Annotated in this window: 23 protein-coding genes and 1 pseudogene; 14 read left to right on the forward strand and 10 right to left on the reverse strand. The window is 45.7% G+C overall.

Annotated features, from left to right (window positions below; all coding sequences use genetic code 11):
* The first annotated feature begins 342 nt into the window (after positions 1-342).
* Positions 343-1107, forward strand: a complete 765-nt coding sequence (locus tag ACHZCY_RS08470; protein ID WP_319548569.1) for a 4'-phosphopantetheinyl transferase family protein — start codon at positions 343-345, stop codon at positions 1105-1107.
* Positions 1100-1972, forward strand: coding sequence for a bifunctional DNA-formamidopyrimidine glycosylase/DNA-(apurinic or apyrimidinic site) lyase (gene mutM / locus ACHZCY_RS08475; RefSeq protein ID WP_205223738.1), 873 nt, complete (start codon positions 1100-1102; stop codon positions 1970-1972). The genes ACHZCY_RS08470 and mutM overlap by 8 nt, the downstream gene beginning before the upstream one ends.
* Before the next feature lie 675 nt (positions 1973-2647).
* Here the strand turns inward: mutM and ACHZCY_RS08480 are convergent.
* The 8 genes from ACHZCY_RS08480 to ACHZCY_RS08515 all read right to left on the reverse strand — a co-directional run bounded on the left by ACHZCY_RS08480 (position 2648) and on the right by ACHZCY_RS08515 (position 9805).
* Positions 2648-4000 (reverse strand): sigma 54-interacting transcriptional regulator, encoded by a 1353-nt coding sequence (locus ACHZCY_RS08480; protein WP_319548570.1) that lies wholly within the window; start codon positions 3998-4000, stop codon positions 2648-2650.
* A gap of 30 nt (positions 4001-4030) precedes the next feature.
* Positions 4031-4624 carry a hypothetical protein gene (locus ACHZCY_RS08485; protein WP_319548571.1) on the reverse strand — a complete coding sequence of 198 codons (594 nt, stop codon included), beginning with the start codon at positions 4622-4624 and terminating at the stop codon, positions 4031-4033.
* Positions 4621-6072 (reverse strand): sensor histidine kinase, encoded by a 1452-nt coding sequence (locus tag ACHZCY_RS08490; protein WP_205223735.1) that lies wholly within the window; start codon positions 6070-6072, stop codon positions 4621-4623. Before ACHZCY_RS08490 ends, ACHZCY_RS08485 begins: the two co-directional genes overlap by 4 nt.
* A gap of 90 nt (positions 6073-6162) precedes the next feature.
* Complete coding sequence (locus ACHZCY_RS08495; protein ID WP_319548572.1) at positions 6163-6321, reverse strand: hypothetical protein; 159 nt, start codon at positions 6319-6321, stop codon at positions 6163-6165.
* Positions 6322-6384: 63 nt separating this feature from the next.
* Positions 6385-7323 carry a VanZ family protein gene (locus tag ACHZCY_RS08500; RefSeq protein ID WP_319548573.1) on the reverse strand — a complete coding sequence of 313 codons (939 nt, stop codon included), beginning with the start codon at positions 7321-7323 and terminating at the stop codon, positions 6385-6387.
* A 32-nt stretch (positions 7324-7355) separates the two neighbouring features.
* Positions 7356-9062, reverse strand: a complete 1707-nt coding sequence (locus ACHZCY_RS08505; RefSeq protein WP_319548574.1) for a bifunctional sulfate adenylyltransferase/adenylylsulfate kinase — start codon at positions 9060-9062, stop codon at positions 7356-7358.
* A gap of 224 nt (positions 9063-9286) precedes the next feature.
* On the reverse strand, positions 9287-9550 hold the full coding sequence (locus ACHZCY_RS08510; protein WP_394713378.1) for a type II toxin-antitoxin system RelE family toxin: 264 nt from the start codon (positions 9548-9550) through the stop codon (positions 9287-9289).
* A gap of 3 nt (positions 9551-9553) precedes the next feature.
* Positions 9554-9805: a type II toxin-antitoxin system Phd/YefM family antitoxin gene (locus ACHZCY_RS08515; protein ID WP_319548575.1), complete on the reverse strand. Its 252-nt coding sequence runs from the start codon at positions 9803-9805 to the stop codon at positions 9554-9556.
* Between the two features lie 568 nt (positions 9806-10373).
* On the opposite strand from ACHZCY_RS08515, the gene ACHZCY_RS08520 reads away from it, so the two are divergent.
* The gene (locus ACHZCY_RS08520) at positions 10374-10628 is read left to right on the forward strand and encodes a ComEA family DNA-binding protein (protein ID WP_205223730.1); all 255 of its coding nucleotides are present in this window, start codon (positions 10374-10376) and stop codon (positions 10626-10628) included.
* 96 nt (positions 10629-10724) lie between these two features.
* Here the strand turns inward: ACHZCY_RS08520 and ACHZCY_RS08525 are convergent, their stop codons facing one another.
* Positions 10725-11018 carry a type II toxin-antitoxin system RelE/ParE family toxin gene (locus tag ACHZCY_RS08525; RefSeq protein WP_319548576.1) on the reverse strand — a complete coding sequence of 98 codons (294 nt, stop codon included), beginning with the start codon at positions 11016-11018 and terminating at the stop codon, positions 10725-10727.
* On the reverse strand, positions 11006-11197 hold the full coding sequence (locus ACHZCY_RS08530) for a hypothetical protein (protein ID WP_319548577.1): 192 nt from the start codon (positions 11195-11197) through the stop codon (positions 11006-11008). The genes ACHZCY_RS08525 and ACHZCY_RS08530 overlap by 13 nt, the downstream gene beginning before the upstream one ends.
* A 606-nt stretch (positions 11198-11803) precedes the next feature.
* Between ACHZCY_RS08530 and ACHZCY_RS08535 the strand changes: the two genes are divergently transcribed.
* The 11 genes and pseudogenes from ACHZCY_RS08535 to ACHZCY_RS08585 all read left to right on the forward strand — a co-directional run bounded on the left by ACHZCY_RS08535 (position 11804) and on the right by ACHZCY_RS08585 (position 26768).
* Positions 11804-13066, forward strand: coding sequence for a hypothetical protein (locus ACHZCY_RS08535; RefSeq protein ID WP_319548578.1), 1263 nt, complete (start codon positions 11804-11806; stop codon positions 13064-13066).
* 226 nt (positions 13067-13292) lie between these two features.
* Entirely contained in the window at positions 13293-14081 is a 789-nt protein-coding gene (locus tag ACHZCY_RS08540) for a GspE/PulE/PilB domain-containing protein (protein ID WP_319548579.1), read from the forward strand.
* 380 nt (positions 14082-14461) lie between these two features.
* Entirely contained in the window at positions 14462-17137 is a 2676-nt protein-coding gene (locus tag ACHZCY_RS08545) for a PKD domain-containing protein (RefSeq protein WP_319548580.1), read from the forward strand.
* Positions 17138-17173: 36 nt separating this feature from the next.
* Positions 17174-18106, forward strand: coding sequence for a PKD domain-containing protein (locus ACHZCY_RS08550; RefSeq protein ID WP_319548581.1), 933 nt, complete (start codon positions 17174-17176; stop codon positions 18104-18106).
* Positions 18094-20355: a hypothetical protein gene (locus ACHZCY_RS08555; RefSeq protein ID WP_319548582.1), complete on the forward strand. Its 2262-nt coding sequence runs from the start codon at positions 18094-18096 to the stop codon at positions 20353-20355. The genes ACHZCY_RS08550 and ACHZCY_RS08555 overlap by 13 nt, the downstream gene beginning before the upstream one ends.
* Positions 20356-20587: 232 nt before the next feature.
* Entirely contained in the window at positions 20588-20902 is a 315-nt protein-coding gene (locus ACHZCY_RS08560) for a transposase (RefSeq protein ID WP_319548583.1), read from the forward strand.
* Positions 20860-21720: an IS3 family transposase gene (locus ACHZCY_RS08565; protein ID WP_319548584.1), complete on the forward strand. Its 861-nt coding sequence runs from the start codon at positions 20860-20862 to the stop codon at positions 21718-21720. Before ACHZCY_RS08560 ends, ACHZCY_RS08565 begins: the two co-directional genes overlap by 43 nt.
* Positions 21721-21919: 199 nt before the next feature.
* Entirely contained in the window at positions 21920-22831 is a 912-nt protein-coding gene (locus ACHZCY_RS08570) for an IS110 family RNA-guided transposase (RefSeq protein ID WP_319548623.1), read from the forward strand.
* 535 nt (positions 22832-23366) lie between these two features.
* Positions 23367-24781: pseudogene (locus tag ACHZCY_RS08575) on the forward strand (IS1380 family transposase).
* A 254-nt stretch (positions 24782-25035) separates the two neighbouring features.
* Entirely contained in the window at positions 25036-25230 is a 195-nt protein-coding gene (locus tag ACHZCY_RS08580) for a transposase (RefSeq protein ID WP_319548585.1), read from the forward strand.
* Between the two features lie 158 nt (positions 25231-25388).
* Positions 25389-26768, forward strand: a complete 1380-nt coding sequence (locus ACHZCY_RS08585) for a transposase (protein WP_319548586.1) — start codon at positions 25389-25391, stop codon at positions 26766-26768.
* Positions 26769-26841 lie beyond the last annotated feature (73 nt).

Consider the following 26841-nt stretch of genomic DNA (forward strand, 5'->3'; position numbering starts at 1 on the left):
AGTAGACAGGGTTGATTATATTTTAATATCTGATTACGTACAAAACTCAGCCAATTTTTTTGGGCCCGGGAGACAGATCGGAGTCTTCGCTTACCTAAATTTCTCAGTACTTAGGTAGGGGACTGATCGAAGTCTACGCTATCTTTTTTTCATGGTTTTTTATGAAAATTAATCTGTCTCCCGGGTTTAAAAGAGAAATAAAATCAGTCCCCTGTCTGTTTCGGTAGATAATTGGCTGAGTTTCATGGGTAATCAGATTTTAATAAGTTATACTCTGACCGACGACAGCGCACGATAATAAATACGTTGAAAATTACAATCTATAAGCATAAACAAAGGGATATGTCAGCAAAAAGTCAGGTGCGGTTTTTCCAAAAAATGGAGCAACTTAGCAACCAATATACATCGCTCGCAGCAGACAATGCAACCATTGCCCTGGCAGATCTTTCCCTGCTGGACGACCTGCACCCCGAGGAAAAACTTCCGGCCTTGTTTGCAGCAAACCTCTCTTCTGCTGAAATGCACAAGCTGGCAAATTTCTCCTACAAGAAACGATACGCCGAGTGGCTTGGCGGCAGACTGGCTGCTAAATATGGCCTTGAGCTCTTCCGAAAAAAAACAAAACAAACACCTCTTGCCCCAAACACCTTCTCAATATTAGCAGACGAACATGGGCGGCCTTATCTGGAAACGGAATTTTCCACCCCTCTCTCTATTTCCATCAGCCACAGCAAAGGGTATGCTGCGGCATATGTTTCACCCAGGCAATCCTGCGGTATTGATATCCAACAGGTCACCTCAAAAATGTTGAATGTTGCCGAAAAATTCACCACCGAAACCGAAAAGTCGCTTTTCCGCGACTCGGAAAAGCACCTCCTCACCCTTACCATCATCTGGGTTGCTAAGGAGGCGGTGAAAAAAAGCTTACTCCATGACCAACCCATAACCTTCACAGGCACAAAGGTGGTGAAAGTTGAAACAACAGGCGCAGGGGCGTGGAAACTACACTGCGATGTTACTGGGAATTGCCACTCGTCCACCACAGTGAAAATCGCAACCTTTAACGACTTTGTAATCGGATGCACGGAGGGACAACCTCATGCCTGAACTGCCGGAAGTAGAAGTTACCAGGCTCGGCCTCCTGCCCCATCTACCCACCCTGAAAATCATCAACATATGGTGGAGCGGAAAAAAATTACGCACCCCCATGCCGCTTCAACTGCTCCAACGCAGCATCAAGCAACAGGAAATATCGACCATCGACCGCAGGGCGAAATACCTTCTTTTCAGAATGACAAACAAGGCAGTGTTGGTCGTCCACCTTGGGATGACCGGCAAACTGAGCCTTCTGCAACAAGATATCCCTAAAGCGAAGCATGACCATTTGGCGCTGTCGCTGAGCAATGGCAAAGAATTACGATTTAACGATAGCAGAAGATTTGGCAGCGTAACGGTCTGGCCGCCGGATAGAGCCGAGGAAATGGAACGCGATTTTTCTGCCAAAGAAGGGATGGAACCACTAGGAAAAGAATTTACACCTCAATCTCTCTTAGCACTGGCAAGCAACAAAAAACTAGCAATAAAACCCTTTCTGATGAACAGCAAATACGTTGCCGGGATTGGTAATATTTACGCCAATGAAACCCTTTTTAAAGCAGGCATCCACCCCAACACCCCAGCGCAGCACATCACCAAAAAACAGTGGCAAAAGATTGTAGCAGCAGCCAAGTCTACCCTTAAACAAGCAATTGCAGCCGGCGGCACAACCATTTCAGACTTTCTAGGGTCAAGCGGACAACCCGGGTACTTCCAACTTCAGCTCAATGTATATGGAAAAAAAGATACCCCTTGCCCTCAGTGCCAAAGCCTTGTCCTCAAAACCGAACTGGCAGGAAGAGCGACATTCTGCTGCCCCCGGTGCCAACCAAAGCAGCAGCCGGCAAAAAAACCTTGTCGCAAAAAAAAGACATAACAAGTTACTGATGTTGTGTCTCTTTTAAAACCACAGCCCCATAGTGTCGCAAAAAAGATACGCAAAACCCTTCACATCGGGTTTCCCTCGCAGCATTACCAGCAATAACGACGCAACTATTCAGCGAAAATCTAACCCGGATTTCTCATCAGCCGCGTAGGGTGGATAAGCGCAGACTCCGTGGGTGCCTTTGACGACTTAAAAAGTGAGGGCACTATATTGGGACTCGGGAGACAGATCGAGTCTTCGCTTACCTAAATTTCTCAGTACTGAGGTAGGGGACTGATTTTTTTTTCATGGTTTTTTATGAAAATTAATCTGTCTCCCGGGTTTAAAAGAGAAATAAAATCAGTCCCCTGTCTGTTTCGGTAGATAATTGGCTGAGTTTTGTACGTAATCAGAATACCATATGCCTCGAAGCTGCAAGTCGTCAAAGGTGCCCAAATTTGCGTGGTTACGTATGACCGCTATAGCTGTCCTATGCGGTCATGCGTAACCGGGTACAGAGGTAGCGCAGGCTCCGCAGTGTCCGCCATCACCATCACACAGCAACCAGCAACAACAACGCAACTGTTCAGCAGTGCTCCAGATGTGCACGATTAGGTTTGAGAACCATAGTAAAGCTATGTTCTCAGGCCTAATCGTGTGCAGATGGAGTGCTGCTGGACAGTTGCGTCACGACTTAAAGAGTGAGGGGACAATATGATGCCTATTAAGCAACTTATAAAAATCAGTCCTATTCCGATGAGCAAGCCGAGCAGCCTGCGAAACATTACCACGCGTTGTCTGCAGTAACTGGATCAAATACTGCTGCTCAAACTGCCGCCTGGCCTCTGCCAACGGAACGATTTTCTTCTGATTTGTTTTAATGGCATCATACAGTAACTCTTCGGTAATAAACGAAGAAGTCGCCAGGGCCACGGCGTTCTCCACCACATTATACAACTGCCTGATATTACCAGGCCACGAGGCATCGAGCAGGGTCTGCATGGCCTCCGGGGTAAACTTTTTCAACTGCCCATCGCCCCTGGCAGTTAAAATACTCACAAAATGCTCTGCAAGGAGCGGGATATCCTCCTTACGCTTATGCAGAGGCGGCAGCTCTAAACTCACCACATTTAACCGATAGAACAAATCTTCACGAAACTGATTTTCCAGAATCGCCTCTTCCAGGTTCCTATGGGTCGCGGAAATAATGCGTACATTGACCGGCACCGGCTGAGCACTCCCAACAGGGCGAATTTGACGATCCTGCAGAACCCGCAATAATTTAACCTGGATATGCAGCGGCATATCGCCGATCTCATCAAGAAACAGGGTTCCCTCATGGGCAGACTGGAACAGCCCGGCATAACTTTTCGATGCACCGGTAAAAGACCCTTTTACATGACCGAACAGCTCGGATTCCAGTAAACTTTCGGGGATGGCCGTACAATTTACAGGGATAAACGGCCCGTTACGGTAATTACTGGCCCTATGCAAAGCGATGGCGAGTAACTCCTTGCCGGTCCCGCTTTCCCCGCGGATAAGGATAGTTGAATCTGTTTCCGCCACCAGTTTCGCCCTGGACAGCAACTCTTCCATAACCGTACTACGGGAAATAATATCCTGTCGCCACTCCTCCCGCTCTCCCCGCACCTCACTGCGAGGGCCAGCTGTACTTTCAATAGCTTTTTCAATTTCCTCAACCAGTTCTTTCCCATCAATGGGTTTGGTCAAAAAAGAAAAAACACCCTGACGGGTCGCCTCAACCGCTTCAGGAATAGAACCGTGAGCAGTAATAATGATCACAGGGATCGATTTATTTTGCTTTCGAATTTCCTCGAACAGGGCCATGCCGTCGATACCCGGCATACGTAAATCCGTTAAAACCACATCGGGCTTTATCGCTGCAAATGTTGCCAACGCCTCTTCTGCGCATTCTGCTACAGAGACGTCATACCCGTTGGACTGAATCCTTAATTTCCATAACCGGAGCAGATCGGCCTCATCATCAACTAACAGGACCTTATATTGTTTATCACTCATTTCTTCTTGCCTTGCAGATGTAAAGAGGTCTCATAACTCTCTGTTTTTAATTATATTCTCTATATTCTTGAGCTGTTCTATCTGTTTTTCCAGCTCACTGATGCGTTTGCTATCCTGTTCAATTTGCTTCTCGAGAGCAGCACCAGTGTCAAAGAGTTCGCGATTTTCCTCCTCCAGCGTCTCTTTTTCATCCATCAACCGGTTACGCTGGGACCAACGATTAATCTTTTCCTGATTAATACGCTCCACCAAGCGATACAGCCCCTGCAGACTCTGCCTTTCCTCAGGATGGAATTCGATATATTCCTCGATCATGCCCATTCCGCGCTTAAACTGCTTGTAGCTTGCATAATGGTGCAGACTCAAGCAGATAAGCTGCAACTGGCTGCCGGACACGTCTTTGTCCACCTCCAAAGCAACACGCTTGTAGTAGGCCTTAAAATCATTACGGGAAAGCTCACGAGACTCCTCAAGGCATGCCAGCAGGCTGTCACAGTCTGTTGGCGAAAAAATAACCGTTGCCGCTTGCTGCCCCTTGGGGGCTGACGAATGAGGAGACAACCCCGCACACCCGGCAAGCAACAGACAAAGAAAAAAAAGACTGAAAAATTTCCACCATTTCATACAGCTACACCTTTAACACAGGGTAAAGTTACAGAAAATCGAGCTCCGGAACTACTCGGGAGCAAGCGGAGCGTACCACCGCATCCTTGAATATATTCTTTACTAATTGCAAGTCCCAGACCAGAACCCTTAACCGTAGACTGCTGAGGTGGTTTTCCCTGAAAAAAGGGAAGGAATATCTGGGGCCGGTCCTCCTCGTCTATCCCAGGGCCGGTGTCCTCGACAATCACATTAATTTTATCGTTCTTTTTCCGCATATAGATATGGATCGCCCCATTATCCGGGGTAAATTTAATGGCATTGGCCACCAGATTATCAAACACGGTTTTTATCTGCTTGGGGTTACAGGAAACCTTCACAGGTTCCAGGGCAAGATCAAGCGCTATATTGCGGGCAAGCATGGGGTTGTGATGATCAACAACCACCTCGTTTATAAGCATGCCAAGGTCGGTCTCAACCAGGTCAATCGGCGCCTCCCTGGCTTCAGCCATATTAAAATCCAGGATATTCTCAATCAATCGCTGCAACTTATGGCAGTTATTATCTAAAATAGTGACCACTTCTTCCTGGCTGGAACTTAATGGCCCGACCAGCCCGTCTTTCAACAATCCAGCCCCTTCTTTGATGGATGCCAGGGGGGTCTTCAACTCATGGGAAATATGCGCTATCATCTTGACCTTTTCCTTGTCAAGGGTATCCAGGCGCTTGCGCAGCCAGTCCAGTTTCTCACCCAGCGCCTCCAAATCCCGAGATCCAGACACGACTATCGGGGTTGAGAAATCTCCCCCTCCCAAGCGATCAATCCCCTTGTCGATCTGGGCGACCGGTTTGACAATCAGAGCAATAAAAAGGACAATGAGCAAAACACTAAACCCAATCATTCCAGATACCTGCGATATCAACGCTGTTTTATTGCGCTGAACATTCTCCTTAATACTGTCCACCTCACTGCCCATTAACGCATTGCTGAGCTCTTCCAGCTGCCCGGCCACAGCAACCACTTCGCTGTAGAGCAAAAGGGCTGCCTCCTGTGTTTTGTTTCTCAGTTCCGGCCCGCCGGTAGACAAATTTAAAGTAGCAACCAGGTGTTGAGCCTTTGCCTGGAGACTTTGGATAAGAAATTGCAAGTCATCATCCTTATTACTTGCAGAAAACTGACGGAGTACTTTCTCCAGTTCAGCCTCAACCGCGTTCACATTCTGCAGGTGACTGGCCTCGCCAAGCACATTATACAGACGTGCAGAACGTTCTTGATCATGCAATAAATCAATGAGTTGACGTGATTTCTCCACCCGGTTGACAGAGCGAAAAACAGCGACCGCACTCTGCTGAACCAAACCGTCTAGAATCTGTACCGAACTAAACAGGGCAACAAGCAATGGCAAGGAGACCAGAATAAAGCCGAGCAAAAGAAGGGAAAAAAAGGACCGAGGTCGATAAAAACGCACTAGGGGGTTCTCCGAGAATAATATTTTTTATTCAGATATGGGGAAAAAGGGCATTCTCGGATGGCCTCCTAGCCTGCATTTCTCATCAGTTCAGGCGGCGACAGGTTCAAAGTTTTTGGCCGTGAACAGGTAGCGGAGACTCCGATAGTTGCCTATGTTCACTGCCAAAATACTGCCGAAGATGGCGTCGCCTGGGCTGACCCTTGGTGAACATTGAGAAAAATTGGCGCCTTTGTTCGCTGAGTCCATCCATTTGCTTTGAAACAGTATTTTTGAATTTTGAAAAATGTTCATGAGAAGTGTGGGCTAGTATTACCTGCTGAGATAGATATGATCCAAATACATCAAACGAGGCTCCGGTTGGCGGACAACAAAAAAGCCGAGATTTTCAATCTGCCCCATATCCATATTTCTTGATTTGGGTGCTTGCTCTACTTCCTTCAGCGACACCTGCAAATCATTCCACCCCTGATGCAGGGTAAATTTTTGGTGAAATCGATCAGAAAAGGCCGAACCGCTCTCCTTGTGCCGTGTGTCGTGGATGCGGCAGTGGAGTTTAAGTGGCTGCTCTAGAGGATTATAAACACTAAAATGCAATATGCTGTAATCGTACCAGTTATGTGGGAAATTAAACAAGGTGGTGCCGGAGTAGGTTGCGGTGGTCAACCGGACCTGGGCCGCCCGCTTACCATGCCGCACAATTTTTTCCTGAACTTTGAGTTGCCTGGAATTCATCCAGCGCATCCGTTCCAGAGGTGTTTCAAAATCTGCAAGCACCGGAAACTGCTTTCGCGCAACATGTTCATCAACAAGGCTGCGGGTAAGCGGCCACAGAGCAAAAAGCAGGCAAGCACAAACAAAACAGCGAAATGGCCATACCCACCATCTTGCCGCTGCTGCTTTATACTTGAAAGTGATAAGAGTATACCCTACCAGGCAGCCAAGCTGATTACGCAGTATATCATACACATCAGGGGATCTGTGACTGCTGTACATTTGCAAGAATTCGACCAGCACGCCCGCCACCAGCACAAGAAAAAACACCACCGAAAGGTGTTGCAATTCATGCCACTGCCTTTTCCAGCGAATTAAATAGGGAAACAAGAGGATGGTGACAACACTGAAAAAAAAGATATGGCCAAGGTTCCAAGCGGCCTTGTACGATTGGGGTGAATGATAGCCGGGACCACCGAAAAAAAAGAAAGGAGCCACCCCGCCAAGGATGACGCATAAAAAAAGGGATACTTTCATTCAGCAAGTCTAGCGTTCATCGTGTCAGCATATCAGCGCGTATACCCCTGTTCTTCCAAATACAGCATAATTTCCTGCACCGCCTCTGCCGGGGTCAATTGGCTGGTGTCAATGGTCAGCTCAGGGTTCTCCGGAACAATATAAGGATCAGAAACACCGGTTACACCCTTTATTATCCCCTTGCGCGCCTTGGCATAGAGCCCTTTTCTGTCTCTCTGCTCACACACCTCCAGCGGCGTGGCCACATGCACCTCTATATACCCGCCATACCGACTGATGAGCTCGCGATTAGCAGTACGAGGGGCCTCGTAAGGCGCAATCGGTGCACAAAGAGCTATCCCGCCGTTTTTGGTAATTTCACTGGCAACAAACCCAATACGGGTCACATTAAGATCACGATGCTCTTTGGAAAACGTCAACTCGGATGACAAATTTTTACGGACGATATCACCATCCAGCAAGGTCACCGGACGATCTCTCATCTCCATAAAACGAACCATCAACACCTTGGCAATGGTCGATTTTCCGGAACCGGAAAGCCCCGTCAAAAAGACGGTAAATCCCTGGCTGGATCTCGGCGGGAAGGCTTTCTGCAGCTCTTTAACAACATTGGCATAGGAATACCATTCAGGTACCTCGCGCCCCCACTCCAGCCTTCTTTTCAACTCTTCCGAGGTGATGGTTTTTACGGATTCATCATCCTTCACATCTGCGAGAAAAACGTATTGCGCCTTGTCTTCCACATAACCCATGGCCCGCTCAGGCACCATGGCAATGCCCGTCTCTGGAGCCATCTCCTCTACCAGTTCCTGCGCCGCGTATTTCGGGTAAAAAGGTTCATGATCAGAACCGGCAAAAGGGTCGCCATGGGTATCGGCAACCATAAAATGGCTGCATCCAAAATTTTTCCGAATCATGGCATGCCACAATGCTTCCCGCGGCCCGGCAAAACGTTCAGCCATTGGAGTAATGCCAAAGAGTATCATATTGGCAGGAAAATGTTGTACAAACTCCTGATAACAGTGCACCTGGGTATAATGGTCTCTTTTTCCAGGATGCTCCAGCCCTACCACGGGATGGAGAAACAGGGTGGCACTAATATCGCGGGCTGCAGCTAAAACCATTTCACGGTGGGCACAATGCAAATACTCCCTGGTGTGGAAGCCGAGCACCCTTCGCCAACCGTATTGTGTAAAACGACGATGGGTTTCAGAAGGCGTTAGCCGCAACTCCTGAAAATCATAATGGATCGGCAACGTAACCCCTTCAACCGTTCCACTGACGTACCAATCTCCAGTCTGTTGCAGCAACGATTTCACTCCTGGATGCTGCTGAGCATCAGCCGTCCCATACACCGCCTCTGCTTCATGTATTTTATCCGGCTGCCACACGTCACCAACCGTTAATATCGCCAGTAAAAAACCTTCCTGATCATTAAGGGCAACCTGTTGGCCACTGGCAAGCTTTGCAGCAGTGGCAGCATCAACATCCAAACAGACGGGAATGGGCCAAATATCGCCATTGGACAGACGCATCCCTTTAATTACATTTTCGTAATCCTGCTGATTCAGGTAGCCGTTTAAAGGATAAAACCCCCGGTTAAGCAACAGCTCCAAATCACACAACTGACGTATGTTCAAATCAAGCGAAAACAGGTCAACAGCTTGTTTACGCAGCTGCTCAGCTCTTCTAAAATGAACGATCAAGCTCTCAGAGAATTCCGACGATAAACTATCCACAGCCCCTCCTTAACAAGGACGTTAAAATAATAGCCAAACAAATCAGAAACTGATTACCCATGAAACTCAGCCAATTATCTACCGAAACAGACAGGGGACTGATTTTTTTTCATGGTTTTTTATGAAAATTAATCTGTCTCCCGGGCCCAAAAAAAATTGGCTGAGTTTTGTACGTAATCAGAAATCAGAAAGATAGACTAACACTGATGTGTAAAAATGGGTCCTTACAAATCGCGGTAAACATCCTTTCTATAACCTACCTTTACAATTAAAATCACTAGACAATCTTCATGGATTTCATAAATTATTCGATAATTACCACACCTTATTTTATGAAAAGCATTATTACCGCTCATTTTGGTGGTTGCTGGATCCGGCAAGCTCGAACACATTTCATCGATCTTCCTTTTAATTTTTACCAAATCCTTCTTGGGTATATTTTTTACATTTTTCCAAACCGAAGGACGAAACTCTACAGTGTATACCACGTGTTAAAGACCCAGTTTCTTCCAAAAAGCATCTGCAGAAATGTTCTCACCAGGGGCTTCAAGAGCTTTTTGGGCATCTTCAATGTCAATATGATCCTCAATTTTCTGAAGCAACTGAAGCTCTTCAATAGAGATCAAAGCAGCAATTTCTTGCCCCCTTCTAGTCAAAACCACAGGTTCTTTTCCGTAAGCAACGGTATTAACAATAGCCGCAAAATTTTTTCTAGCATCAGCGGTTGTAATAGTTTTATTCATAGCTTGTCCCTTTATGTACTTTTTGTACACATTGTACAAGAAGGATTTTTAAAATCAATCAAATAAAAGGTATAGCACAATCAGCGAGTGAGGCATTCGTAGATTTCACTAAATAGCTACCGAGCACATTTGCGCCCCAAAAAAAAATCTGATTACCCATGAAACTCAGCCATTTTTTCTTTGGACTCAGGAGACAGATCGGAGTCTTCGCTTACCTAAATTTCTCAGTACTGAGGTAGGGGACTGATTTTTTTTCATGGTTTTTTATGAAAATTAATCTGTCTCCCGGGTTTAAAAGAGAAATAAAATCAGTCCTCTGTCTGTTTCGGTAGATAATTGGCTGAGTTTTGCACGTAATCAGAAATAAAAATGCCTTACTCCATTTTTTTTTACACCACACCAATCCAGAAAAACGCTTAGTCCTGCAACGCAAATCCCAACATCACCACGTCCTAACTCACTGTAACTGCGATTTTTAAATTTGACAACACACTTTTCCATACCATACGATTATTCGAAGTAGGAAGCTAATAAGTCGTTTTATCCATCATTTCATCAGGAGGTTTACATGAAAAAAATCACCCTAACACTTTTCTTTGTTCTCTTTTTTGCTGTGGCAGCTCTTGCCAAGGTAAATATCAACACCGCAACGGTGGACGAGCTCACTTCCCTGCCTGGTATCGGCCAGGCTAAAGCCGAAGCCATAGTCAAATATCGCGACCAGGCCGGAAAGTTTAAAACAGTGGAAGATGTCACCAATGTTAAAGGTATTGGCGACAAAATGCTCAAAAAAATAAAATCTGAAATCACTGTCGGTTCGTAAAATTTGCTTCCCATGCTCGGCCCAGAGCATGGGAACATTCTCCCCCTCGACTAACCAACTAAAAAAACATAACTTCAGCCGCTCCCCTGGCTTTGCTTACGGCAAATATCTTTCTATACCCATTGCCCCGTGAAAAACGCCAAGAATATCAATGTATTCGTCGGTAATGATATACGCTATTCGATAATGACCATAAAGGAGAATGCGGATTTCCCCTTCCGGTTCGTCGCGATACTTGTAGCCGATCTCCGGAAAATCGGTCAGTATTTGCGCCTTTTCATAGATGCCGGAAACAACTTTCTTAGCCGCAGAGAGGTTGTCTTGCGCTATGTATTCATAAATCTCGCGTAGCCATTGCTCGGCCTCATGTGACCATCTTATTTTTGCCATAGCTTGATACACCGGGCCATGTCATCATTGGAAATCACCCTACCGGAACGAACATCCCCTAAACCGTGATCTATCATCCTTTCAAAAGCCAACTCCCGCATAATTTCATCGTAGGTGGCATCTTCCGGCTGAGACAAAACGACTTGGGCTATTTTTTCTTTAACTGTTTGCGTCTGCATACCTCACCTCTGCTTAGTGCCTGGCTTCGCTCGTGGTTGCAAGGCGGTTGATCTGTTGCTGAGTCAGAATAGCATCTAAGAGAAATATAATACCTTTTCCCTAGTTTCTAAAGCCTTTCGTGAAAGCCCTTCTAGTTATGCCTAAACCCTGCAATTGGCAATTTCGGAGTCTACGCTACCTGCCGGAGATTTTAGCCCAGATTTCTCAGCAGTGAAGTTTTTTGCAGATCGAGGCGCAGACGTATATGAATACTTCAAGCCTTCGATAACAAAGCAGATGCGGTAGAATTGCCAACCCCAAGGCCGCCAATGTCAGAAAAAACCTAAACAGTGAGTTTAGATGAATAACAGCTACACGTTCAATAAATTGTCATGATTGGTAAAACCTTTCTTTCTCTCGCCCCACACGAGTCTCCCTCATTTTTCATGTTTCACCTAAACCAAAAGGCCAACAATCCAAGATCGGACTGCATAGCCGACGAGCACCTTCACTCGTTCAACCATCATTTTCAACATCACCTGGCACACATCATGCTATGTTAAAAAGCGTTGCCTGATGCCCATATAAAAACCCAATAATAATCTTCTACCTCTCCAGCCCTCATCATGTTCTACAATCCAGCCCAAATTCTCACCACGCTTATCTGCTGCCTTTTCGCCACCATGGCAGCAGCCGCCGACCATTCCATCCATATCGAATGGGGCTACACCCCACCCAGCGAGCCATCACTTTCAGGATATAATCTCTACCAGGAAGGCACATTAGCCTGTTCCACCCGCAACCCTGAACGCACAGCCATGGACTGTCAAGTGTCGCTGGAAAAAGACACCACCAATTTCACCCTCACAGCCACCTTCAGCGATGGTTCGGAGAGCCCACACTCTACCCCTTTTCCCTTTACAATTGCTGACGATGCAGTTGCAGCAGGCGATACCCCATCAACCACTGAAACGTCCACTTCTGATACCACAGAAACAGCGCAGACCGTTACTTCCGATAGTTCAGGTTCCAGTGCCACTTCAGCCACCGATACATACACAAGCACAACAACCAGTAGTACCCTTGGGGCGAACAATGTATCCTTTGCCATTGAAATTGGTGAAGTAGAAGTGAATCACAACTGGAAGCGAGTCGAACTTGAGCACTCCTTTACCAATCCGGTCATCATCGCAGGCCCCCCAAGCTATAACGGCAATGCACCGGGGGTGATACGCCTGCGTAATATAGACTCCACTGGATTTGAAATTCAATTTGCGGAATGGGACTATCTTGACGGCTACCACGCCACAGAAACAGTGAGCTACCTGGCCGTGGAAAAAGGCCACCACACTGTGGATGGCACCACCATAGAAGCAGGCTCCTTAACCGGCACAACCAGCTTTAAAACAACCAGTTTTCAAACGACGTTTTCCAATACACCCATAGTAATGACAACCATTGCCTCAATCAACGAACCGGAAACAATAGCCGGCCGCATCCGTAATGTATCATCATCCGGCTTTCAATATTACTTCACAGAGCAGGAAGCCAATGCCAATACCCATACAAAAGAAACCGTAAACTACCTGGCCTGGGAGGAAGGTAACGGCTTAATAGATGCAATCAACGTTGAAGCCTCTTACACTGCCAATGCAATCACCCATGATTGGGAATATGTAGACTTTCAAAACACAACCGAACAACTCCCCTTCCTTTTTGCAGACCTGCAGACCACAAACGGCAGCGACGTCTCTGCGACGAGAATGAGGAATCCAACAGAGACAAGATTCCAAGTAAAAGTAGAAGAAGAGCAATCAAAAGACAGCGAGGTTAATCACACAACAGAAGTAATAGGGTACCTGATATTTACAAGTGGAGCACAACGCTGAAATTGAGCAAAAAGGCCATTTATGGACGGGCACTTGTTAACAAACTGTGCACCAGTTCCTCCTGTGCCCATCCAGCTGTAACGCTCAAGAAAAAACGATTTTCTACCTTGTAATAGCCACTCGCCATACCATATACTAAAAAAGCAAAGGGGATGGGTACCACTCTCCCTTCTCATTGCTTTACCAAACGAACACTTAACCTCCCGCTTTCTTTAGGAAAATCATTATGGTTACTAAACAACGTCTCGGCGAGTTTCTCATCCAAGCCAGCCTCATTACTGAAGAAGAACTCGCACAAGCCTTAAAAATGCAGGTCGGCGGCAATCGCAGACTTGGTAGAATCCTCGTGCAGATGGGTGCAATAACAAGTGACCAGTTGCTGGAGACCCTTTCAGATCAATTTGCCCTTCCCATACTTGATTTAAATCAAAATTTTTCAGAAAAGGCCAAAACCATTTTACCGCGCTACCTCTGCAAAAAATATGAAGTTTTCCCGCTTGGCACCATCAAGGAAAACATTCTCAAATTGGCAATGGCTGATCCATCAGACAGCGAAGCCATAGTGGACATAGAAAATTTCACAGGCAAAGCAGTGCAACCATGCCTGGCAAGACAAAACGACATTAACCAGGCAATAAAAAAACACATCCCCCTCTCTGTGCGTGACATCTTCAACCCCCAAAGTTATGCCCAATGGGCAAAAATAGCCTCCACCGTTGCCCTGGTAATGATTGTAGCAGTGGCAGGATTCACCTATCGTTTCTACAGCGAAACCAAATACGGCACCATCACCAAAACCGCAGACTCTATTATTTACAAAAACCATGACCTCATGGTCGGCATAGAGCACACCGGCAGCACCACCCTCCTTGGACGAGGCGCCTATACAACCGGCTACTACTCCATCTCCTTTGATTCACCCGAGGCACTCGCCAAGTTTATTGATCATAAAAAAGACGACCTCTCCACCTCCCAATACGAATGGATAAAATGGGCTATTGCACACCCCCGCTGACCGACAGACGACAGAATAAAATGTAACCAAGAAGGACTCAATTACGATACCGTAACATAAAAAACAACCTCAAAAACAACTAACCACTTAATATAAAAAGACTTTCCCCACAGCGCACAATTGGCACGCTAAATGCTTCCTGACAGCAGAAGACTTTTTTCATAGCCCCAATTAGTGTCTATTCAGAAAGGAGGATTTTGGTTCGAGAGCTAGGCATGTTGAAAATTTTACCACAGACATATAGTCAATATCGAAGTCTCACTTCGTTCGCTTATCTTCGAGGATAAAATTTTCTACATAACGCCGCTATCGGGCCTAAATACCCTTTATGGATGGGCACTAGCTAACGGAGACTAACTTCTCAGAGTTTAGGAAGCCCGATGCTAAAAAAACTATTGCAAATACTCCTCACTATCACCTGCTGCACTTTTGCCACCATGGTTGCAGCTGCAGACCATTCCATCCACATCGAATGGGGCTATACGCCGCCCAGTGAACCTGCTGTAACCGGCTACCGACTCTACAAAGAAGGGACCTTCACCTGTGAAACCCAAAATCCCCTTGCGACAAGCATGGATTGCTCCGTGTCTCTCGAACAAGACACAACCAACTTCACCCTCACAGCCCTGTTCGACGATGGCTCGGAAAGCCCGCATTCAGCATCGTTCCCCTTCACCGCTGCAGATGAGACAACACCACCTGACGAGACTCCTGAGCCTGAGACAAGCGGCAGCCATGCTTTCACCTTTACCTGGGAAACCACCACTGCAACCGATACATTCAGTGAACACCGCGTCTACCTGAATGACAACTTTCTCTGTGCTTCAAGCCAACCGACAGCCACAAGCCTCACATGCAACGCAGATCTCATTAACGGCTTAATGACCTTTTCCATGACCACAGTTGACACCAATGGTCTCGAAAGCGCACCGTCCAATATCCTTACCTTTGACCCAACCGAATACCCCACCCTGTTTAACCCCAAACAGGTCGCCTTTAGCTGGGAATACCCTGCCGCAACGGACCTGGCCGGATTTAAAATATACCACAACAGCAGTACCCTTTGCGAAACAACCAACCCGGAAGACCGGTCACTCACCTGCACCGCTAACTTTACCAGCTCCACCAATACCTTTGCCATCGCCGCAGTGGATATAAACGGCACAGAAACAACCCTATCCAACACACTCACTTACACAGAAGACAGCACCCCTGCTACTACCCAACTCCTGGCAGCAATAACTGCAAATGCAACTGAAGGTACAGCACCGCTGACCGTCGCTCTTGATGGTTCGTCTTCAACCGGCGACATAACTTCCTACGCATGGTCTTTCGGTGACGGGGACACTGCAGATGTCAATAATACCAGCCATACCTTTACCCTCCCCGGCACCTATACTACCAAACTGACCATTACCGACAACAACGGCAACACAAGCAGCGACACCGCAACAATTACTGTAACCGAAGCAGTCATAGTCAATACCCCACCAATTGCTGCCATTACCCCCTCTGCAACCGCAGGGGAAGCACCATTAACCATTACTTTTGACGGCTCAAGTTCCAGCGACAGCGACGGTACCATCAGCAGCTACACATGGAACTTTGGTGACGGATCTTCAATTACTGGCAAGCAGGTAAGCCACACCTTTACCGATGCTGGCACATTTACTGCAAACCTCCTGGTAACAGACAACCAAGGGTTGACCAGCACGACCAGTATACCGATTATAGCGACCGCCCCTGTACAAGAGACGAACCAACCGCCAGTTGCAGCTATCAGCATAACAGCATCAACCGGCAAGGCACCTTTAACTGTCAGCTTCAGTGCATCCGGCTCCACAGACACCGACGGAACAATTGCAAGCTACACCTGGAATTTCGGTGACGGATCCTCTGCCAGCGGTATTTCGACTACCCATACGTATACCACAGAGGCGGATTACATAGCCACACTCCAGGTAATGGACGACAAAGGCATGACCGCCACCGCCAGCACAACCATCACAGTTGACCCTGCTGAGGAGGACGCACCATTTGCGATCGAGATCGGCGAAGTAGCAGTTAACTCAAACTGGAAGCGGGTAGAACTTGAGAAATCCTTTACTGATCCAATCATCATAGCAGGTCCTCCGACCTTTAACGGCAGTGATCCAGGGGTGATACGCCTGCGCAATATTGACACAACTGGCTTTGAAATTAAATTTGCAGAATGGGACTATCTTGATGGCAATCACGCTGACGAAACTGTGAGCTACCTGGCCATAGAAAAAGGTCACCATCATGTGGACGACAACATAATAGAAGCAGGCACCTTCACCGGAACGACAAGCTTTAAAGCGAACAGTTTCCAAGAAGTATTTAATGAAGTACCAGTTGTGATGACAACCGTTGCTACCGAAAACGAAACAGAAACCATAAGTGGTAGAATCAGAAAAATATCGGCCTCAGGCTTTGATTATTACTTCCGAGAACAAGAATTAAATACCAACAAACATGTCGATGAAACCATCAACTATATTGCATGGCAACCTGGAAGCGGAACAATCGACTCCATAATTTTTGAAGCCGGACAAACAGCCGATGCAGTAACACATGCCTGGTATGACATTACCTACCAAACAACGGCCGAACAAATCCCATTCCTGTTCGGTGACATGCAGACAACTGACGGAGGTGATACCTCTACAGTGAGAATCCAAAACTCCACCGAAACAGGATTACAGGTTAAAGTGGAGGAAGAGCAATCTAAAAACGACGAAGTCAGCCATACAAAAGAGGTTATCGGCTACCTCGTACTAACAAGCAAAGAACAACCTGGAAGCATCACCAAACTAGTCACATTCAACTGGGACTTCCCAAGTGAACTGGAAGATACGATTTCCAGCTTTAGAATGCATGTTAATGGAGAGGCCGTCTGTGAAGAATCAGATGTTGCATCCAGGTTTATAAGTTGCGAAATTCAAGAAGCGGATACGTATACATTTCAAATGACGGCTGTAACTATACTAGGTGAAGAGACGAACCTCTCCAACCAACTTCAATTGACACAATAAATGAATGCCTAAAAAAACAGAGGAAACGAGGGCAAGATGCGATATAGAATCAACAAATCAAAAAAACACTTAGGCCTGAAAAAGAATAGCCATTCCTATCTAATAGGAAGTTTTCTAATCACATGTATTTTAACTGCACCAGTAATCACGCAAGCCGCAGAGGACTTGCCAGTGAACCTCACAGGTGTTTCGATAACTGACGCAGATGAAACAAACCAACCCCCTATTGCCAAATTTACATATACGAAGGTTGGCGAATCATATACTTTTGACGCTAGCAATTCTTCTGACCAAGATGGACAAATAGTCCAATATAAATGGAAATGGGGGGGGGATGAATCAACAGAATTTGGCATGATAAAAACTCATACTTTTGAATCAACATCTCCATATTTTGCCACCTTAACAGTGGTTGATAACGCTGGAGGTATATCAATTACCCAAAAACTAGTTTATGAAAAAAATGCTATTGTAACTGAACAGATAAACCAAAATGGGGAAGGAACAAGTATTTATGCTAACTTCGCTAGAGGACAGAGCTTCAAGCCTACCTATAGCTCCTATATTTGTTCAATAGAGCTTAATTTAAAAACAGAAATCAGCTCAGAGCAAACCCTTACATTGAGGCTAGACAGTGACAATGACTTACGGTTAATTACAGAAGGAGCCCAGTCTGACCCTATTGCTCAATCTATTTACAACTTACCTAAAGGATCCATTGGCCCCATCGCCTTTGATCTCAGCTCACCAATATTTATTGAAGAAGATTCACAATATTATTTCTTGATAAAATCATCAAATAATATTTACAACTACAGAGCGGTTATAAGTAATAGAGACAGAGATTCTGCTGATTACAGTAACGGCTCTGCTGGTATCGACTCTAACTATGACGGCAACTGGGATTTCACTCCTAACCCTGCCGCAACACTTGACTTAACATTCAGGGTGATTTCATGCGAACAATAACCCTTCTAGTTATTTTTTTAGTTTTTGTTAAGCCATCTTTCGCAGCCCTGAAAGGTGTTGGGGGGCTAGATAGCGAACCTACAAAATGGGAAATTTTTGAAAACGTAGTTAAAAACTCAAGCTTTGAGACTAATTCCGATTGGATAATTGGAAGCGATTGTCAGCTGTCAAACGAAAAAGCGGCAACTGGGCGGAGCAGTTTAAGATGCAAAGGTCAATTTGGCATAACATACCAAAATAACTTAAAAATAAACGCTAGTGCAAAAAAATACCAAATAAAAATATACCCTGACTCTGACGCCACAGGCAACGTTATTGTAGGTATATACAATTTAACAAGAGGAACGACCTCGTTTGGCAGCATCATTGCCTATGCAGCAACAGGCGCGACAGAGTGGAAAGATCAGCGAAACTTGACCCTTGAGCAGTGGAACACCGTTGATCTTCTTGACCCCTCGTACACAATGGAAGGTATGGCGGGCGACACTTTGCAGTATCGGATTTACAGGGGGACTGCAACGGGAACGTGGTACTTTGACGATGCCGAACTGTTGCCAGTGGTTCCTACCGTCAGGACATTCATAAAACACCCTAACTTTAGGGGCTACCTCTGGTCTGACTGGTCGCAAACAGTTACAGGTGTAGTGGAGGCAAAGGCACCAGAAGGGGCTGCCCTTACAAACTACAAAGCTGTTGTTACCGTCTACAAAGTGGTTGCTGGCGGCACTGATACGCTTGAGGATACAATTACTCTTTCAACTTTTGCTGATGGTGTAGCTGACTTTTCTTTTGACGCGTCCAGCTACTCAAATGACGACGAGTTGCTGTTTAAAACTGAACTACAACTGAAGTCAGATTCTTCTGTCGCATCAACTTTCTCCGACTGGCGCATTGTTCTCAAAAACAAAACAGTCAGAGATGGGCTTAATTACTATTTTGACAGTGACAACAAGCTAGTTAGAGACGGAGAACGTAGATTTGTCTATGGCGTGTATGATCGGATCAGCGGTATTCGAACACAGGGAGGTGTGTTTACCGATAAAAGTAGATATCTTGATGATATCGATGGTTTCAATGGAATGCAAACCGTTGAGAACTATCAGGATATATCTGCTAACGCCACTATTTATTATTCTCCAATGTCTGGTGCTAATCCAGGATATAACTCGTCCACCTCAAGCTATGACGACACAAGCACTTATGACTCCACTCTTGACAGTATTAACCCTTGGGCTGAACAACTTGACGATCACGGTGCAAGTCATCTCCATATAACCAATCATCTCTATACTGGCAAAAGTGATAGGCCATCAGTGTTTTCTTCTCTAACCGATGCGCAAATGTGGCAAGTCTACGCTAGCTACCCAAAGAGCGACGGTTTTCTTGGGTGGTATGTTGCGGATGAGCCGGACCTTTACAACGGTTCAGGATGGCTGTCTGAAGGCATGGCATGGGACCAAAGGGAGGTGTTTATTGAACATGACAAATACCACCCGACAGTCGGAGTAATGTACAACGTGGGTACAGCGACAAAATGGAGAGATTTGTTGGATGTAATTGCAGCAGACCCATACCCGCTTGGCAGAGGCTTGCGGCCAGGAGATTTTTTGTATGGAGACACAACCTCACCATATTACTTCCAAGTTAACCAGTGGACGAAATACATAGACAAAGTCACGCATAACTCAAGGCCCAACTGGGCTGTGTTGCAGCTATGGCAATATCGCGGAGTTTACCCTTCATATGACGAATTAAAAAAAATGGCATGGAAAGCAATTATATCCGGTGCTGATGGTATCTTATGGTGGGGTTTTGTAAGTTCAACAGGACTTGAATACAGGTATTTTTATAAAGATAATTGCGCAACACCTCCGTGTGACTCAAATGCTTACCCTGATTTAAAGAGAATCTCAGATGAAATAATGACCATCGAGGAAATTCTACTCCAACCAATTCGCGCTAATCTAGTTGCATGCGGTAACGAAAAGATAGACTTTATCACAAAGGTATTTGGAAATGACATCTATATATTTGCGTCTAGCAACCATGACTCAACGTTAAACGATATTAAATTTAGCATAAATAATAATGTGGAATTCAACCAAAATATATTAATTTATTCAGAAAATAAATTAATAATCTCCTCAGACAATGCTTTTTTTGATACTTTTAAACCATATGACATTCATATATACAAAATAAGCAATGCTACTATTCCCATAATTAACATGGTGAAAAAAAATCCATAACAATCTTTTGAAAAAGGTGAAGCCCGCCATTAACAGAAACAATGCAAGCAAAAATAGATTTTAGTTGATTCAAGATACTCCGTCCTCTTTCCTGGGGAAGAAAAGCTGCTAGACATAATGTTTGACAGAAGTTGACCTGCCAACCTTGCAAACGAGAAGTGGTGCCGCCAATCCAGACCAGTAGCTAAGTTAACATTTCTGTAGTTCCTCAACCATGTTAGAATGAGGAATTATGAAAAAGCAAAGACGGAAACACAGTGCAGAATTCAAGGCCCGAGTGGCATTTGAGGCTATCCAGGGCTTGAAAACCCAGAGTGAAATAGCCAAGCAGTTTGAGATCCATCCGATCATGGTCGGCAAATGGAAAAATGAACTGCTTGAGCGAATGCCGGAGCTGTTTGAAGGCAAAAGAAAGCAAGGACAAGGTGGGACTGACAAGGAGCGACAGCAGCTCGAACGCAAAGTTGGCCAGTTGACGATGGAGGTCGATTTCCTCGAAAAAAAGTGCGAACAGTTGGGAATTCCCGTGAAAAAGCCAAACTCGTAGAGCGGAATTGTCAACTGAGCATTCGGCGTCAATGTGAGTTGCTGGGCATTCCACGTTCGGTTGTTTATTACCAGTTATCTGGTGAATCTCCAGAGAATCTTGCGTTGATGGAAAATATCGACAAATTACACCTCGAAGACCCGGCAGCTGGCAGTCGTAGGATGTTCAAATATTTACGCCGATTAACGGGCAAACAAATTGGTCGTCGAAAAGTCCGTCGGTTGATGCGGGTAATGGGGGTTGAGGCTATATACCCCAGAAAACGAACAACTATTCCTGGTGGACCGGAAGGAATTTTCCCATATCGTTTGCGAGGGCTTACAATTTCTCGCCCCAATCAGGTGTGGTGTGCTGATATCAGCTATATTCCAATGCGTAGAGGCTATGTGTACCTTTTCGCTATAATGGATTGGTATTCGAGGAGAATTATAGACTGGGAGATTTCTACAACCTTGGACACCGCTTTTTGCATCCTGTGCCTAAAACGTGCTTTAAATGATTTTGGAGCACCGGAGATCATGAACACAGATCAAGGCTGCCAGTTTACCTCTGAAAAGTGGATAGACTGTTTGCAGGATGCAGGCGTTACGATCAGTATGGACGGCAAGGGAAGATGGGTTGACAATGTGATGATTGAGCGTTTTTGGAGAAGTATTAAATATGAAGATATATACCTGAAATCATATGAGAACCCTAAACAATTGACGCAGGGGATTGCAGCTTATGTTCTCCGGTACAACACCATTCGTCCCCATGAATCACTCGACGACAAAACCCCGGATGAGATATATCGGGGAGAAGTAAAAAAAGCGGCCTAAAAAAACTCCCTCTTCCCCGCGGGGAAGAGGGAGGACACATGGAACTACGAAAATAACTTAGAACTCCATGGTGTTGGTCTAAAGAACGAGACCACTTCTAGAAGCGGTGGATAAATTTATCCGCAAACAAGTGTCAAAAGGGGTTAAATTACGGTGTGTTTACGAGGCTAGCCCCACAGGATTTGGTTTGTAGCACTACCTGCGTAATAACGGTATTGATTGTATCGTCGCTGCCCCATCAATGATTCCTAAAAAGAGTGGGGTAAAGATTAAAAATGATCGTCGTGATTCACAAAATCTTGCGAGATTGCATAGGGCAGGTGACTTGACCGCTATTTATGTCCCTGATCCTGAAGATGAAGCAATGCGAGATCTTGTTCGGTGTCGTGATGATGCCAGGCATGCGGCAAGGAAAGCAAAACAGCGGCTTTTGAGCTTTTTGCTCAGGCACGGTAGACGCTATCCAGGCAAAAAGAACTGGACAAAGGCGCATTACAATTGGTTGTCCGATGTCAAGATGGATCATTTTGCTCAGCAAATCACTTTGCAGGAGTACATTGGAGCGATAGAGGAAACCAATGAACGTGTTGCCCGAATCACCAAGACAATAACCACGTATGTTAAAGAGTGGCGGCTTGAACCTGTTGTCACGGCAATACAAGCCTTGCGTGGTGTTTCGCTCTTGACAGCTGTTGTCATCGTGGCAGAGCTCGGCCCACTGACTCGCTTTGCTAAACCAACGGAACTCATGGCATACCTTGGCTTGGTTCCTTCGGAACATTCCTCTGGTCCAACCATCAAACGTGGAAGGATTACCAAGACAGGGAATGGCTATGCCAGAAGAGCACTGGTTGAATCAGCCTGGACGTATCGTTTTCCCGCACGGGTTACCCGCCATATCCGTAAACGCAGTGATCATTTGCCGATGCTAATACGGCAAATAGCCTGGAAAGCTCAAGTGAGGTTATGCGAGAAATTCAGAAGGCTTAGCGCAAAAGGGAAACCAACCCAAGTGGTGACTACGGCAATAGCCAGGGAGTTAATAGGTTTTATTTGGGCTATCAGTCAAGAGGTTGAACCTATAGGTCATTTGACAGAGGAAGCATTATAAATTTGTTGAGTAGTCATTGAATCCGTCCCACCAAGGCCCAAATCCTCCGACGAGCAATATGGGACCCATTCTCGGAATCGGGCCTTGACGGTACTACCGAAGTAGAGAGCTGAAAGGACACGGTACCAACTATTAAAGGAAGGAGGTAGGCAAGGAAAACAAAAGAACAGTCCAGCCCTGAACATTGTCAGGGGCGCAATCACGGTATGGGGAATCCTCGGTCCGGGTTTTAGGATAAGGTTTAACCGAACTCCTGCAGTTAGAGAAAGGCAGCCCCACGACGTAGCCAAGTCAGGCGGTACCCAACCCGCGAATATCAGCATGAACAACCGTCGTTATACTGATTCCGCCTCTGATAATGTCCTGGGAACTTAAGGCTATAACGCCGATAAAAAACGGACAAAAAATCTGCGTTTTTCCCTGACACTGTCAAACATATCAGCCCGCATTTCTCATAAAACTAAAGAAAAAAGGCCATAAATGTTGTAAAATTATCGTGTTCTCAGGACGATAACCCCAACAACAAAAATGGCCTATGAAAACAGAGTGTACTCAAGTTAAAGATGTATTTCAAGCACTTGGAAAACGGGAAATCGTAGCAGACTTTAACGGTGGTTCTATCACCTCCGATGGAGACGCCCTTTTGTTACGTGAGCTTGAAAATCGTACTGCAATTCTCGAACGATTTGCTGGGTGTTTTACTGACTACCGCGATCCCAAGCGACTAGAACATGATGTCTTATCGTTGGCCTCTCAAAGGGTGCTTGGTCTTGCACTTGGGTACGAGGATCTTTGTGATCATGATGAACTGTCCAAAGATCAAATGCTGGCCGTGGCTGTAGGTAAAACAGATCCTACCTGAAAGGATCAGAAATCCGAAAGGGATAAAGGGCGACCGCTTGCAGGTAAAAGCACGCTCAATCGATTGGAATTATCCCCACAGGGAAATCTCAAACGAAACGCTTACAAGAAAATCGTACTGGATGAGAAGGAAGTAGACAAGCTGCTTGTCGATATATTTCTTGAATCGGAGATCGCGCCACCAAAGCAAATCATTCTCGATGTCGACGCCACCGATGATCCACTACATGGAAAGCAGGAGGGACGTTTCTTGCATGGTCACTACAAAGCCTACTGCTATTTGCCTCTCTATATTTTCTGTGACGAGCATTTGCTTTGTGCCCGATTACGAACAGCCAATAACGATGCAGCAGCAGGTACCGTATAAGAGTTGGTTTTCACCGTTGAACGTATACGCAGCAAATGGCCGGACACCCAAATAGTCGTCCGCGGGGATAGCGGCTTCTGTCGTGAAGAGTTGATGCGATGGTGTGAGGATCACGAGTTTGATTATGTTCTCGGTGTAGCCAAAAACAATCGCCTCAAACTTAAGATCTAAGAGGAAATCGCTTTAGCCAAAGCCTTGCATCATTGCAGCGGAAAAGCATCCAGGGTCTTTAAAAATTTTGTTACAGCACGTTGAAAACCTGGCGACGGCAACGACGAGTTATAGGTAAAGCGGAGTATCTTGGGAAAGGTGAAAATCCCCGTTTTATTGTCACTTCCTTTAACAAAGAGCAATACGAAGCGCAGGAGTTGTATGAAAAAATGTATTGCGCGCGTGGTAACATGGAAAACAGGATTAAAGAGCAGCAACTGATGCTTTTTGCGGACCGAACCAGCACCAGCAAAATGCGTAGCAATCAGATACGACTCTATTTTTCGTCGATAGCCTATACTGTTCTTCAGGCGTTACGACGACTTTGCCTGGCTGGGACAGAAATGGCCAGAGCGCAATGTGATACAATCAGGCTGAAAATATTAAAAATTGGTGCAAGAATCCGGATCACGGTAAGAAAAGTATATATCATACTGGCAAAAGGTTATCCGTATAAAGATTTTTGGAACCAGATTCTCACTCGATTGGCCTGCTTGCCTCTCCGGGTATAAAATAAAGTACCTCGGAAAAACGTGATGGCGGAGCTATGCCATTTTGTGCCCCTTGCCCTCTTTTGGAGGGTAAAATAAGTGACTCAAGCTATCAATTATTAGGATGTAGTAAAAAATGTTCACCTTATAGTGGATATTGGGGGTTCAAGGCTGACTGGTCTTTGAAAATAGGGCCAGCCTTGAATGTGATGAGAAATGCAGACTAGATCCTTCATTTATAATTTAACTTTCTCGATGATGAGGAAGTGGACTGTGTGGATGAACCAATCATAGCGTATAAAGATGAGGGGCCTGACGAGTATGGTACTTTCAAGTGGATCAATGTCATGTTCGGTAACATAAAAATGTTTTTACACGGAAATTACCATCATGTGAACTCCCGCTACCTGCCATGGTACCTTGCTGAGTTTTACCAGCAGTTTCCGTTATGGCCACAAAGCCTTAAATAGCGCAGTATAATGAGCAGCACTTTCGCAAACTTTTACTCGATATCTATCCGAATTTATATAATAAATATTTGTCACGCAAGCTATTTTTTTACTTGACCAACTCGAGAGGGACGGACGGTTTTTTTCTGTAAGAACAAATAATTACAGGGGAGAGCTCCATGGCCTCACTCGAAAGACTGATCAATAGGCAACGCAGTAGCAACACAACCTTTCGTCGAATTAAAATGCGCAACCATCTCAACGCAGACACCCTCTACTCTAGGATACGGGAGGATTTTGATAAGGTGCTTGATCATCGGGCCGCCAATACGCAAATATCTCTTTGTGATGCGTTGATGTCGGAGATGGCCATGTTTTGCCTTAAGGATGCATCACTCCTCGCCTTCGAGCGACGCCGTCAAGATGAACCCGATAGTCTACACGAAGTATTCAGCATAAAAAATATTCCAAGCGACAGCCAGATGCGTACCATTCTGGATCCGGTTTCCGTCAGAGACATTCGGCGTCCCTTCAGGACTGTTTTTACTCAACTTCAACGAGATAAGGTCTTTGAAAAGATGACCTTTTTCGATGGTTTTTATCTTCTGGCGCTAGACGGCACAGGCGTTTATACCTCTGAAAAAATCAGTTCTCCTTATTGCCAAAGTAAACGAAAACGTAACGGCAATATCGAACACTATCAACAGATGGTGGCCGGAGCCACTGTCCACCTTGATCACTCAGAGTTCATCCCAACCTGCCCCGAAATGATTGTCAAACAGGATGGCAGCACCAAGAATGACTGTGAGCGCAATGCAACCAAACGCTATCTGGATGATTTTCGTCCAAAGCACCCTCACCTCAAGGTCATTGTCGTAGAGGATGCGCTCGCCTCTAATGCGCCACATATCCAGGAGCTGCTTAAGCATGATCTTCGCTACATTCTTGGCGCCAAGCCAACTGATCACGAATACCTGTACCAGTTAGTCGATGAGGCCATAGAGATCGGACGAATCAACGAATTCCATCAGGCTGACCCAGAGAAGGCAGGAGCGCGCCACTACTATCGCCATCTCATTGATATACCGATCAATAAAACCAGTAAGGAGTCACTCTGCGTCAACCTTTTGGAGTACTGGCAGGCCGATGATATGGGAAATATCGAGCGGCGGTTTGCCTGGGTAACAGACATTACGCTCACCAAGAAAAATGTCTATGATATCATGCAGGCCGGGCGCGTCAGGTGGCGCATCGAAAACGAGCCCTTCAATACGCTGAAAAAACAGGGGTACAACTTGGGCCATAATTATGGCCTCGGCAAAGAACACCTCAGTGCGGTATTCGCCCACCTGATGATGCTGGCTTTTCTAATCGATCAGGTTCAGCAGATGTGCTGCCCGCTATTTCAGGTGGCACGCGCCAAGTGTCAGGCCAACAAGTATCTCTGGGAGAATATCCGTAACTTTTTCCATTGTTATGTTGCGCCTTCAATGGCGGTGATTCTTCATTGCATTGTCAATGGTATCCCCAAGCGCAAAGTGGAGATTCAATGGGAATAAGCGGCAAGCGATTTCTTCATTTTTCAAAGACCAGTTCCTGCAGGGCCAGCCTCATGGCAAGGTGCGTGGGATA

It is taken from the genome of Desulfogranum marinum, from assembly GCF_963675105.2.
Lineage (GTDB): Bacteria > Desulfobacterota > Desulfobulbia > Desulfobulbales > Desulfobulbaceae > Desulfogranum > Desulfogranum marinum.